This is a genomic window from Bradyrhizobium sp. KZN70725 (assembly GCF_055264925.1).
In genome coordinates this window covers 1-11,094 of sequence record NZ_JBUYWT010000020.1, presented here as the reverse complement: position 1 = coordinate 11,094, position 11,094 = coordinate 1, and the positions used below count along the sequence as shown (strand labels likewise).

At 66.1% G+C, this 11,094-nt stretch carries 13 protein-coding genes; 6 read left to right on the top strand and 7 right to left on the bottom strand.

Features of this window, described 5'->3' with window-relative positions; all coding sequences use genetic code 11:
- Positions 1–34 precede the first annotated feature (34 nt).
- Positions 35–310 (top strand): hypothetical protein, encoded by a 276-nt coding sequence (locus ACZBJS_RS20275; protein WP_463439067.1) that lies wholly within the window; start codon positions 35–37, stop codon positions 308–310.
- A 115-nt stretch (positions 311–425) separates the two neighbouring features.
- Here ACZBJS_RS20275 and ACZBJS_RS20270 read toward each other — a convergent pair whose 3' ends face one another.
- Positions 426–746 (bottom strand): PilZ domain-containing protein, encoded by a 321-nt coding sequence (locus tag ACZBJS_RS20270; protein WP_168859137.1) that lies wholly within the window; start codon positions 744–746, stop codon positions 426–428.
- A 321-nt stretch (positions 747–1,067) separates the two neighbouring features.
- Between ACZBJS_RS20270 and ACZBJS_RS20265 the strand changes: the two genes are divergently transcribed.
- From ACZBJS_RS20265 to ACZBJS_RS20255, 3 genes are all read left to right on the top strand, one after another.
- Positions 1,068–2,582 carry an AMP-binding protein gene (locus ACZBJS_RS20265; RefSeq protein WP_463439066.1) on the top strand — a complete coding sequence of 505 codons (1,515 nt, stop codon included), beginning with the start codon at positions 1,068–1,070 and terminating at the stop codon, positions 2,580–2,582.
- Positions 2,583–2,726: 144 nt separating this feature from the next.
- Complete coding sequence (locus tag ACZBJS_RS20260) at positions 2,727–3,698, top strand: S1C family serine protease (protein ID WP_057016190.1); 972 nt, start codon at positions 2,727–2,729, stop codon at positions 3,696–3,698.
- Positions 3,699–3,721: 23 nt separating this feature from the next.
- Positions 3,722–4,804, top strand: a complete 1,083-nt coding sequence (locus tag ACZBJS_RS20255; RefSeq protein ID WP_463439065.1) for a carboxylesterase family protein — start codon at positions 3,722–3,724, stop codon at positions 4,802–4,804.
- A 114-nt stretch (positions 4,805–4,918) separates the two neighbouring features.
- On the opposite strand, the gene ACZBJS_RS20250 is transcribed toward ACZBJS_RS20255, so the two are convergent.
- Together ACZBJS_RS20250 and ACZBJS_RS20245 are read right to left on the bottom strand one after the other, a co-directional pair.
- Positions 4,919–5,818 (bottom strand): SDR family oxidoreductase, encoded by a 900-nt coding sequence (locus tag ACZBJS_RS20250; RefSeq protein WP_463439064.1) that lies wholly within the window; start codon positions 5,816–5,818, stop codon positions 4,919–4,921.
- A 56-nt stretch (positions 5,819–5,874) separates the two neighbouring features.
- On the bottom strand, positions 5,875–6,615 hold the full coding sequence (locus ACZBJS_RS20245; protein WP_057016187.1) for an SDR family oxidoreductase: 741 nt from the start codon (positions 6,613–6,615) through the stop codon (positions 5,875–5,877).
- A 119-nt stretch (positions 6,616–6,734) separates the two neighbouring features.
- On the opposite strand from ACZBJS_RS20245, the gene ACZBJS_RS20240 reads away from it, so the two are divergent.
- Positions 6,735–7,622 carry a LysR family transcriptional regulator gene (locus ACZBJS_RS20240; protein WP_463439063.1) on the top strand — a complete coding sequence of 296 codons (888 nt, stop codon included), beginning with the start codon at positions 6,735–6,737 and terminating at the stop codon, positions 7,620–7,622.
- A gap of 63 nt (positions 7,623–7,685) precedes the next feature.
- Entirely contained in the window at positions 7,686–7,892 is a 207-nt protein-coding gene (locus ACZBJS_RS20235; protein ID WP_016841536.1) for a hypothetical protein, read from the top strand.
- Positions 7,893–7,965: 73 nt separating this feature from the next.
- Here the strand turns inward: ACZBJS_RS20235 and ACZBJS_RS20230 are convergent, their stop codons facing one another.
- The 4 genes from ACZBJS_RS20230 to ACZBJS_RS20215 all read right to left on the bottom strand — a co-directional run bounded on the left by ACZBJS_RS20230 (position 7,966) and on the right by ACZBJS_RS20215 (position 10,739).
- Complete coding sequence (locus tag ACZBJS_RS20230; protein WP_456777802.1) at positions 7,966–8,643, bottom strand: DsbA family protein; 678 nt, start codon at positions 8,641–8,643, stop codon at positions 7,966–7,968.
- 36 nt (positions 8,644–8,679) lie between these two features.
- Positions 8,680–9,417: a sulfite exporter TauE/SafE family protein gene (locus ACZBJS_RS20225; RefSeq protein ID WP_051003131.1), complete on the bottom strand. Its 738-nt coding sequence runs from the start codon at positions 9,415–9,417 to the stop codon at positions 8,680–8,682.
- A gap of 216 nt (positions 9,418–9,633) precedes the next feature.
- Entirely contained in the window at positions 9,634–10,356 is a 723-nt protein-coding gene (locus ACZBJS_RS20220; protein ID WP_057016186.1) for an LrgB family protein, read from the bottom strand.
- Positions 10,353–10,739: a CidA/LrgA family protein gene (locus tag ACZBJS_RS20215; RefSeq protein ID WP_057016185.1), complete on the bottom strand. Its 387-nt coding sequence runs from the start codon at positions 10,737–10,739 to the stop codon at positions 10,353–10,355. Before ACZBJS_RS20215 ends, ACZBJS_RS20220 begins: the two co-directional genes overlap by 4 nt.
- Between the last annotated feature and the right edge of the window lie 355 nt (positions 10,740–11,094).

The window sequence follows — 11,094 nt, the reverse complement described above, 5'->3', positions numbered from 1 at the left end:
GCTCAAGCCTCACCGCGCCATCTCGGACCAGCGCATGTTCAAGACCAAATTTGCCATCGTCGTCGCCGCCGGCCTCAGCCTCGCGCCGGCCCAGCTTCTCGCGCAAAACACCGGCGGCACCCCGCTGCCGCCGAGGCCTGGCGACCGCGCCGCACCGTCGAACGGCGTCGGCGGCACTGCGCTCCCGACCCAGTCCGGCCAGCGCGTCGCACCGTCTTCGGGCACCGGCGGCGGCAGCGCCGCACCGGCGCTTCCGGGAGGCCCGACGGGCACCACCACCGGCAATGCCGACAATCCGCAGCGACGTTGACGTGAGCCACGCTTGCGCGGGACGTCCTGGCGTGAGCCATTGAACGCGCGCCCGATCCGATCGGCGATGGCCTGCGCCGAGCGTCCATTCGAACATTGATTGATGAAACGCCGCGCTAGGTCGCGCCGGCCGGCTCCGCGGCAGGTTCAACCGGCTCGACTTCGGCCGTCACGAACTTGAGCCCGTAGGTCTTGCCGCGACGCCAGACCACCTCGCAAGGGTAGCGCTTGGCGTGATCGGCGAGCAGCGTCAGCGCGAGGCGGTCATTCACCTCGAACTCGACCTCGGTGGTGATCTTGGCGCCGCCCGGCGAGATGTCGACCACGGCGCATTCGCTCTCGGTCGCGCCGTCGTCGACCGTGATCCAGGCCGCACGATTGTTGAGCTGGCGCCGCGGCTCGCGACTGACCTTGATCCGTGCTCCATTGCTCGCCATCGTCGCCGTCCTTGAAGCCATTGGTCATTGAAAGACATTGCACGCCGTGCACGTCGCTCGGCGCGCCCGGCACAGAACCGCAACGGCCACAATGCCGGCCCCTCGTAAAGCCTGGCTTAGCGCGATCGCTTGAACTTTACCGGAATCTTGACGCGGCTTTTAGCGAACAGGGATTCTGCAACTCCATCAGCGGGATACCGGCCGCATGGACAGCCGCCGGCTTGACACGGAGACTGCACTCTTGGTGAAGTGGCGGCCGTGGCCTTGGCCACATCCCTGCAACAAGAGCGCTTCAAGCCGCCTTTTCCGACGGAAACGACCATGCTGATCCCCCTCGCCGACGTGCCGCGCTGGTATGCCGAACGCAAGCCCACGGATGCGATCGCCATCAGTCATGGCGCGGATGCGCTGACCTGGCTCGAGCTCGAGCGCCGCGCCAATGCACGGGCGCGCGCCTTCGCCGCCAAGGGCGTCAAGCCCGGCGACTTCGTCGCGATCGGGCTGCCCAACAGCAACGCGTTCTTCGAGACGACCTTCGCGGTGTGGAAGTGCGGCGCGACGCCGACCTCGCTGTCATGGCGGCTGCCGCGCGGCGAGGCCGCTGCCGTGCTCGAGATTCTGAAACCGTCGCTGGTGGTCGGCGGCGAGGCCGACTGGAATGCGCCGAATTCGCTGCCGGTGAATTTCGTGCCGGACGGATTCTCCGAGGAGCCGCTCGATGCGCCGGTCGCGCGCTACTGGAAGGCGATGACGAGCGGCGGCTCGACCGGGCGGCCGAAGGTGATCCTCGATCACAACCCCGCGGTGATCGAGACCACGGCCGAGGCGACGCTCGGCATTGCGCGCGACACCTCGCTGCTCAATCCGGGGCCACTGTATCACAATGCGCCATTCATCCTCTCGCACTTTGCGCTGTTCGGGGGCGGAAGGGTCACCGGCATGGTGAAGTTCGACGCCGAGGAGACGCTGCGGCTGATCGAGCGCGAGCGCGTGCAATGGGTGAACTTCGTGCCGACCATGATGCACCGGATCTGGGCGCTGCCCGAGGAGGTGCGCAACCGCTACGACGTCTCCAGCCTGAACATCGTGTTTCACATGGCAGCGCCGATGCCGCCCTGGCTGAAGGAGAAATGGATCGAATGGCTCGGCCCCGAGCGGATCTGGGAGCTCTATGGCGGCACCGAGCGGCAGGGCGCCTGCGTGATCTCAGGCACCGAATGGATGGCGCACAAGGGCTCGGTCGGCAAGATCGGCGAGACCGCGAAACTGCGCATCATCGGCGAGGACGGCAACGACGTCGCGCCCGGCGAGACCGGCGAAATCTATTTCCTGCCCAATGACGGCGCCGGCTCGACCTATCACTATCTCGGCGCAACGCCGAAGCGGCGGCCGGATGGCTGGGAGTCGCTCGGCGACATCGGCCGACTCGATGAAGAAGGCTATCTCTATCTCGGCGACCGGCTCGCCGACATGGTTCTGCGCGGCGGCGCCAACATCTATCCGGCCGAGGTCGAGGCCGCGGTCAGCGAGCATCCCGAGGTGCGCTCCTGCGTCGTGGTCGGACTGCCCGATCCGGAATTCGGCCAGCGCGTGCATGCAATCCTCGAGCTCGCCGACAGCGCCGATGCGCAAGCGATCGCCGACGGCATGGGCGATTTCCTGAAGGACCGGCTCAGCCGCTACAAGCATCCGGAAAGTTTCGAGCGCGTCGGCACCGCGCCGCGCGACGATTCCGGAAAGGTTCGCCGCACCATGCTGCGCGACGAGCGCGCCGCGTGGATCAAGGACAACCGTGCCTTCCGCATCACGCCGGCGCGTGCGGCAAAAACCGAATAGGTTCAATTATCTTGCGAGGGGCAGGTCTGCACGCCACATGAGCTGTGCAGGCTGCCCTGCAAGGTATATCATTCCATCTTCTCTGCCGGCAGAACCTCGGTCTACCTTGAGGTTCCAGCGCCCTGCACGCCAGGAGATCCCTTGATGCCCTCCACGACCGAATGGAAAGTGCCCGCGGCCTTTCAGCCTCGCCCCGAAGATTACCGCTACGATCTCGATCGCGCGCTGATGAGTGTGGTCGGGCTGCACTCGATCATTCCGCCGGATGCTTTCAGCGCCGAGACGCTCGGCACCGAGCGCGCCGGCAATGGCGTCCTGATCGACGACGGGCTGGTGCTGACGATCGGCTATCTGATCACTGAAGCCGCCACGGTGTGGCTGCATCTCGGCGACGGCCGCGCGGTCGAGGGCCACGCGCTCGGCTTCGATTTCGAATCCGGCTTCGGCCTGGTGCAGGCGCTCGGCCGGGTCGATCTCGAGCCGCTGCGGATCGGCTCGTCCGCGGCGACGCAGGTCGGCGACAATGTGGTGCTCGGCGGCGCCGGCGGCCGCACGCGCTCGGTCGCAAGCCAGATCGCGGCGAAGCAGGAATTCGCCGGCTACTGGGAGTATCTGCTGGACGAGGCGATCTTCACTTCTCCGTCGCATCCGAACTGGGGCGGCACCGGGCTGATCAACAATGCCGGCGAGCTGATCGGCATCGGCTCGCTGCAACTCGAACGCGAGCGCTCGGGCCACGCCGAGCATGTCAACATGATCGTGCCGATCGATCTGCTCAATCCGGTGCTGGACGATTTGCGCAAGTTCGGCCGGGTCGACAAGCCGGCGCGGCCGTGGCTCGGCATGTTCACGACCGAGATCGACAACCGCCTCGTGGTGGTCGGCGTCGCCAGCAAGGGACCGGCGGCGCGCGCCGAACTGAAGACCGGCGACGTGATCCTCGCGGTCGACGGCGACAAGGTGACGAGCCAGGCCGGCTTCTACCGCAAGCTCTGGTCGCTCGGCGCGGCCGGCGTCGACGTGCCGCTGACCATCTATCACGAGGGCGTCACCTTCGACGTCACGCTGACCTCGATCGACCGCATAAAGCTGTTGAAGGCGCCGCGGCTGCATTAAGGCAAAGGGAAGAGGCAGCGGCGATGAGCGAGGCGGTGGTTGACGACATCGTGGCCGTGCTGCCGCCGCTGTTGCAGACGCTGGAATCGCTGTCCTTCGTCGCGCGCAACCTCAATCCGCCGGACTTCGATCGCGTGATGCAGATTGCGGGCGAGCCGGAGGAGGCCTTGCAGGCGGTGCGGCCGCGGCTCGCCGACTGGCCGGAGAAATTCGCGCACATCAAGACCGCGCTGGAAGCCGCGATCGAACCGGCGCTCGCCGGCTACGCAGGGCTGCGCGCCGTGCAGAACGGCGAAGGCGATCTGGTCAACGTATTCCGCGCGCTGCGCTATCTGCCGCGGGCGCAGGAGGCGCTCTATCCCTTGACCGAGTTGCCGCCGGTCAGCGGCTTCTTCATCGCGCCCGATCTCCGCGACGATACCGAGCTGCAGGCGAAGCTCGCCGCCAAGCCCAACGCCGACACCGGCATCTTCCACGAGCGCAACGAGCCGGGCAGCCGCGGCGGCTTCTCGATGTACGTGCCGGAGTATTACACGCCCGACCGCGCCTGGCCGCTGGTGATGGCGCTGCATGGCGGCAGCGGCAATGGCCGCGGCTTCCTGTGGAGCTGGCTGCGCGATGCGCGCAGCCGCGGCGCCATCCTGGTGGCGCCGACCGCGACCGGCCAGACCTGGGCGCTGATGGGCGAGGACACCGACACGCCGAACCTCAACCGCATCCTCGACCAGGTGCGCGCGCACTGGACGATCGACGAGACGCGCACGCTGCTGACCGGCATGAGCGACGGCGGCACCTTCAGCTATGTGAGCGGGCTCGACGGCGCCTCGCGCTTCACGCATCTGGCGCCCGTTGCCGCGACCTTCCATCCGCTGATGGCGGAAATCGCCGACGCGGAGCGGCTGCGCGGCTTGCCGATCTTCATCACCCACGGCCGGCTCGACTGGATGTTCCCGGTGCAGACCGCGCGGCAGACCCAAGGCCTGCTGTCGGCCGCCGGCGCGAGGGTGACCTATCGCGAGATCGACGATCTCAGCCACACCTATCCGCGCGAGATCAATGCGGAGATCATGCAGTGGATGAATGGTGAGCGAGCCGACAGCACCTGAGGGATCGTAACCCGTCATTGCGAGCCAAGCGAAGCAATCCATTGTCACCGAGCACGCGGGCAGACGGATTGCTTCGTCGCTGTCGCTCCTCGCAATGACGTTGCGGGGAGAAGATTACCCGTTCACTCGCGGCTTGAGCAGGTCGGAGAAGCCGACCCGGTGCAGCATCTCGTTGCGGACGCGGTCGATCACGCCGAATGCGACTTCGGCGCCGTCCTGCGTCGGATCGATGTGAACGCGGAACGGCCGCTTGCCGAACGTCGTATCGACGACCTTGACGATCGCGTCGGCGACCGACGAGACGTCGGCATCCTCGGGCACGATCGCCGCGAAGGCCTTCATGATCTCCTCGCCGAAGCCGGCATAGGGACCAGCCTCATATTCGGCGACGCGGGCCTCGTCGGCGGGACGGCCGGAATGCGCAAAGTGGTTGGTGCCGCCGGTGAAGGCGCCGGGCACGATGATCGAGGTCTCGATGCCCCAGCGCGTAAGCTCCCGGGCATAGATCACGGCCATCGCATCCATGCCGGCCTTGGCCGCGAAATACGGCGCGAGATAGGGCGGCGTGCCGCCGGCCGAAGAGCTGCTCGACACCCAGACCACGAGTCCCCTGCCCTGCTTGCGCAGTTGCGGCAGCGCCGCGCGATTGACGCGCTGTGTCGACAGCACGTTGACGTCGTAGAGCTCGGCAAGCTGCTCGGGCGTGAACGCCTCCGCCGGGCCGAACACCATGTGGCCGGCATTGTGCATCACGACGTCGAGGCGGCCTTCCTCGGCGACGATCTGCGCAATCGCCGCATCGACCGACGCCTGCGAGCCGACATCGAGCTCGAGCGCGCGCAGGTCGACCTTGTTGTCGCGCGCGAACTCCTCGATATCGGCGACCGCGGAGGCGTTGCGGCCGGTGGTGTGGCGCATCGAGGCATAGACGGTGTGGCCGGCCCTGGCGAGCGCGTTGGCGGTGAGGCGGCCGAAGCCGCTCGAAGCGCCGGTGATGACGATGACCTGTTTCATGACACGTATCCTTGTGAAGTCGGTTGAATGCGAGTTGGGTTGGAGATGTGCGGGCGTCAGACCAGGCCGCCATTGGCGCGGAGCGCCTGGCCGTTGATCCAGGAGCCGTCGGGGCCGGCGAGGAACGACACGACATTGGCGATGTCATCGGGCGTGCCGAGCCGCTCCAGCGGCACCATCTTGGCGAAGCGGTCGATCAATTCGTCCGACTTGCCGTGCAGGAACAGGTCGGTCGCGGTCGGCCCGGGCGCGACCGCATTCACCGTGATGCCGCGGCCGCGCAACTCCTTGGACAGGATCGCGGTCAACGACTCGATCGCGGCCTTGGTCGCGACATAGATGCCGTAGGTCTCGAGCTTGGTGCCGACGACGCTGGTTGAGAAGTTGACGATGCGTCCGCCGTTGCGCAGGCGGCGCGCCGCCTCGCGCATGGTGTTGAAGCTGCCCTTCAAATTGACCGCGACCTGCTGGTCGAACGCGGCATCGTCGCTGTCGGCGATCTTGCCGAGCTTCATGATGCCGGCATTGTTGACCAGCACGTCGACGCCGCCGAAGGCGGCTTCCGCCGCGTCGAACATGCCGCGCACCGCGTGGGCATCGCTGACATCGGCCTTCGCGGTCGGTGCCCGGCCGCCGGCGGCCTCGATCCTGTCGGCCACCGCCTGGGCGGACTTGGCGTCGCCGGAGTAGTTGATGACGACGGTGAAGCCGTCCTTGGCGAGGCGTTCGGCCACCGCCGCGCCGATCCCGCGCGAGGCACCCGTCACCAGAGCTACCTTGTTGGTTTGGTTGGTCATTTTCAGTCTCCCATCAGGTTGTGCGGCCGCGCCGCGTCGAAGGGAGGACACTAGGTCTTGGCGTCTTCCGGATAATCATGCATCATTCGACATCACTATTCGTTATTTCCGGACAATAGATGGACCGTTTCGACGCGATGCGCGTGTTCACCCGGGTGGTCGAGCGGCGCAGCTTTTCGCTCGCCGCCGAGGATCTGGGGCTGCCGCGCTCGACGGTGACGGACGCGGTGAAGGGGCTGGAGGCGCGGCTCGGCGTGCGGCTGCTCGAGCGCACCACGCGCACGGTGCGCCCGACGCTCGATGGCGAGGCGCACTACCGCCGCTGCCTGTCGCTGATCGCGGATCTCGAAGACGCCGAGGGCGCGTTCGGCGGCGCGCGGCCGAAGGGGCTGCTGCGGCTCGAGGTGCAGGGCACGCTGGCGCGGCACTTCCTGCTGCCGAACCTGCCGGGCTTCCTCGCCGAATATCCTGATATCGAGATCAACATGAGCGAGAGCGACCGCTGGGTCGATCTGATCCGCGAAGGCGTCGACTGCGTGCTGCGCTTCGGCAAGCTGCCCGACAGCGACATGATCGCGCAGCAGGTCACGATGCTGGAGCGGTTGACCTGCGCGACGCCGGATTACCTTGCGCGTTTCGGCACACCGGTCGACCCGTTCGCACTCGATGGCCATCGCATGATCGGCATCCGCTCGCTGACCACCGGACGCCTGCGGCCGATCGAGTTCGTGATCGACGGCGCGCTGAAGCAGTTTCCGCTGCCGGCGCCGATGTCGGTGACCGGCCCCGAGAGTTACCTGGCGAGCGCCAAACTCGGCCTCGGCCTCGTGCAGGTGCCGCGCTTCCACGCCGAAGCCGATCTGACAAACGGCACGCTGATCCCGGTGCTGCAGCAATGCCCGCCGCCATCGGTGCCGGTAAACCTGCTCTATCCGCGCAACCGCCAGCTCTCGCCGCGCGTGCGCGTGTTCATCGATTACGTGATGCGGGCGTTCGCGCGCAGTTGATCGATCGCCGGAACCACAGCGAGCCCGGCGACGTTATGCTTCCGACACCGGAGGGATTGAGCGATGCGGACCTTTTTCGGCATGATTTTGGGCGCGCTGCTGCTGATATGCGGCGTCTACGTCTACGATTCCATGCGGACGTCGAGCGTCGCCAATGGCGAGGTGGCGCAGGACACGCGCACCATCGTCAATTGGGACGTCGCAGCGCATGACTGGAACCTGCTGAAGACGCGCACCCGCGAGCAGTGGGACAAGATCGCGGCGAAGTAACGATTGTTTTCAAGCCGACACAAAAGCAAATGGCCTCTCGCCGGAGAGGCCATTTTCGTTGCAGGAAGCGCGATCAATTCTGCTCGGTCTTGCGACCCATATTGGCCTTGCGGGCGTCGGCGATCACCTGCTCGAACTGATCCATGCTGAGCACGCCTGGTACGCGGTACTTGCCGACGATGAATGACGGCGTGCCGTTGAAGCCGAACGCCAGCGCCTGCTCGTTGTTGCGGGAAAGGATCGCATCGATCGCCTTGGCGTTGGCGTCGTGATCCTTCTTCAGGCGGTCCATGTCGAGGCCGGCGCCCGAGAGCAATTCGGCGATGCGCGGCTCGGTGATGCGCGAATTGACCGAGATCATCGCCTCATGCGCGACGTCGAACTTGTTCTGGTACTTCGCCGCCAGCGCCATCCGCGCCGCGACCTTGGAAACCGGTCCGAGGATCGGCCAATCCTTCAGCACGAGGCGGACCTTGCCGTCGTCCTGCACCACCTGGCGCAGCTCCGGCGCGAGCTTGCGGCAATAGGGGCAGTTGTAGTCGAACCATTCGACGATGGTGATGTCGCCCTTGGGGTTGCCGATGTCAGGAATATCCGGATCGCGCAGCACCTGCTCCTCGGTCAGGACATTGTCGTCCTCGGCGCGTGCGGCGCCCGCGGCCATGAGCGCGATGCCGGCACCGAACAGGCCGAGCGCGCCGCGGCGGGTGGCACCGGCGTTGATCAGGGGCGATTTCGTCAGTTGGTTCATAGCTGGCTTTCGCAAGAGCTCTGCGCCCTTCTTCGTTCAAGACACATTGATGTTACGCAGCAGCATATAGATCGCCACCACGATAATCACAGTCGCAAACACGATATTAAGCGCGCCGCGCCGTTCCGACAGGTGGCGGGCGCTGCTTGTGCCGAGAAGGCCGCCCGCGATGCCGCCGGCGACGAATAGCCCCGCCAGGCCCCACGACACCAGCCCGGACCACGCATAGCTCAGGGCCGTGGTCATGCCGAACGCGGTGACGGCCACCAGCGAGGAACTGACCGCGTTCATGATCGGCATCCCGGTCGCCAGCATCAGCGCCGGCACGATCAGGAAGCCGCCGCCGATGCCGAAGAAGCCGGACATGGTTCCGGTGGCAAGTCCGAGGCCGATGATCGCGGGCATGTTGGACATCGAGATCTTGACGTCGGTCAGCCCGACCCGCGCGCGGTTCTTCAGCATCAGGCCCGCGATGACCAGCATCACCAGCGAGAACAGCGCGAGCAGCTTCTGCCCCTCCAGCATCTTGCCGAGGATGGAGCCGCCGAATGCGCCCAGCATGCCCGACAGCGCGAACACCAGCGCGCAGGACCAGATCACGGTGCCGCCGCGGGCGTGGTTGGAGAGATTGACCGCGGCGTTGGCGGCGACCGCGATCGCCGAGGTGCCGATCGCGACATGCGGCTCCGGCACGCCGACCACGTAGACCATCAACGGCACGGCAAGGATCGAGCCGCCGCCGCCGACCAGGCCCAGCGAAAAACCGACCAGCATGCCCGATGCCAGCCCAAGCACGCTTTGAGTTGCGGAGAAGACCAAGGGGAACAGACTCGCGTTTGAGCCGGCGACCCTAGAAGGATTTGCTGCTCAACGCCATACCAATAGCACAAAACTGCCCTGCAGCCGAACTCTCTATATCAGCATGATCTCCACGCAAACGCGTTGCGTTTGTCGCGAGGGAAAACCGGTTCCCACTTTTCTGGATCACGCTCAGCGCAGCAGATATGTCACAGCCAGCGGCACCAGCAGCGAGGTGACCAGCGCATTCAGGCTCATCGCGATCCCGGCGAAGACGCCGGCGACCTCGTCGACTTGGAAGGCGCGCGCGGTGCCGATGCCATGGGCGGCGATGCCCGCCGCAAAGCCACGGGCACGAAAGTCCGTGATGCCGGTGAAGTTCATCAGGGGCGTGACGATGATCGCCCCCATGATGCCGGTGAGGATCACCGACACCGCGGTCAGCGAGGGATCGGCATGCAGGGATTCGCTGATGCCCATCGCGACGCCGGCGGTGACCGATTTCGGCGCCAGCGACAGGATGACGTCGCGCGGCAGCCCGAACGCCTGCGCCAGCAGCACCACCGAGACGATCGCCGTCAGCGAGCCGATCGCGAGCGCAACCAGCATCGGCAGGATCGCCGCCGCGACCCGCCGGCGATTCTCGTAGAGCGGCACCGCGAGCGCCACCGTCGCCGGCCCGAGCAGGAAGTGCACGAACTGCGCACCGGCAAAATAGGTGGTGTAGGAGGTCCCGGTCAGCAGCAGGAATACGCCGATGATCCACACCGAATGCAGCACGGGATTGGCGAGCGGGTGCCGCCTCGTCTTCAGCGACACCGCGTCGGCCGCCGCATAGGTCAACAGCGTCACCGTCAGCCAGAGCAGCGGCGACTGCGAGAGATAGACCCAGAGCGAGAACGAATTGTCATTCACGGCCTCTCCTCCTCGCTCGAAAGCAGGCTGCTCGCCGCAACGAAGGTCGCAACCGTCGCCAGCAGGGTGACGATGACGGACACCGCGAGGATCACCAGGACCGCGATACCGTGCTCGGCGAGCAGATCGAGCTTCTGCACCACGCCGACGCCGGCCGGAATGAACAGCAGCGAGAGATTGGCAAGCATGCCGCGGCTCGCGCTCTCGACGCCGTCATCGCCGAGCGGCCCGCGCGCCAGCGCCGGAAAGCGGTCGCGCGCCAACAGCAGCAACAGCAGCAGCACGAGGCCAACCACCGGGCCCGGCACCGGTACCGCCAGCGCGCGCACGGCGACCTCGCCGACCAGCTGGCAGAGCAGGATCAGGCTGAGGCTGGCGATCATGGCAGGAAGCTCACGCGAGACATCCGCCTATCAGGTCGGTGTGGCAGGAGCTTGTCAATGCGCGGGTCTTGGATGCGTGCGCAGATCTTGGGCGCCGCCGCTCTCAAATCCGTCACACTTTCTCAGACCGTCATCCCCGCTTGTCGTCCCTGCGAAAGCAGGGACCCATAACCACCGCATTCGGTGATGACCGGGATCGTGGCCCCAGCCAGCGCAACAATTGAGATTCGGGGTAATGGGTCCTGGCTTTCGCCCATAGGCGCTAAAATAGGATTTGCGCCTTGGCTTCGCTTGTGATTCCAAGATGGAATGGCACACGAATCGCTTGTGAACAAAGATTGGGCGCGCGTTGTCG

Excerpts from the sequence above, each read along its gene's own strand:
- ACZBJS_RS20255 (WP_463439065.1), top strand. The coding sequence starts at position 3,722 with ATGAGCGAGGCGGTGGTTGACGACATCGTGGCCGTGCTGCCGCCGCTG.
- ACZBJS_RS20270 (WP_168859137.1), bottom strand. The coding sequence starts at position 746 with ATGGCGAGCAATGGAGCACGGATCAAGGTCAGTCGCGAGCCGCGGCGC.
- ACZBJS_RS20230 (WP_456777802.1), bottom strand. The coding sequence starts at position 8,643 with ATGAACCAACTGACGAAATCGCCCCTGATCAACGCCGGTGCCACCCGC.
- ACZBJS_RS20265 (WP_463439066.1), top strand. The coding sequence starts at position 1,068 with ATGCTGATCCCCCTCGCCGACGTGCCGCGCTGGTATGCCGAACGCAAG.
- ACZBJS_RS20275 (WP_463439067.1), top strand. The coding sequence starts at position 35 with ATGTTCAAGACCAAATTTGCCATCGTCGTCGCCGCCGGCCTCAGCCTC.
- ACZBJS_RS20215 (WP_057016185.1), bottom strand. The coding sequence starts at position 10,739 with ATGATCGCCAGCCTCAGCCTGATCCTGCTCTGCCAGCTGGTCGGCGAG.
- ACZBJS_RS20250 (WP_463439064.1), bottom strand. The coding sequence starts at position 5,818 with ATGAAACAGGTCATCGTCATCACCGGCGCTTCGAGCGGCTTCGGCCGC.
- ACZBJS_RS20225 (WP_051003131.1), bottom strand. The coding sequence starts at position 9,417 with ATGCTGGTCGGTTTTTCGCTGGGCCTGGTCGGCGGCGGCGGCTCGATC.
- ACZBJS_RS20235 (WP_016841536.1), top strand. The coding sequence starts at position 7,686 with ATGCGGACCTTTTTCGGCATGATTTTGGGCGCGCTGCTGCTGATATGC.
- ACZBJS_RS20240 (WP_463439063.1), top strand. The coding sequence starts at position 6,735 with ATGGACCGTTTCGACGCGATGCGCGTGTTCACCCGGGTGGTCGAGCGG.
- ACZBJS_RS20245 (WP_057016187.1), bottom strand. The coding sequence starts at position 6,615 with ATGACCAACCAAACCAACAAGGTAGCTCTGGTGACGGGTGCCTCGCGC.
- ACZBJS_RS20260 (WP_057016190.1), top strand. The coding sequence starts at position 2,727 with ATGCCCTCCACGACCGAATGGAAAGTGCCCGCGGCCTTTCAGCCTCGC.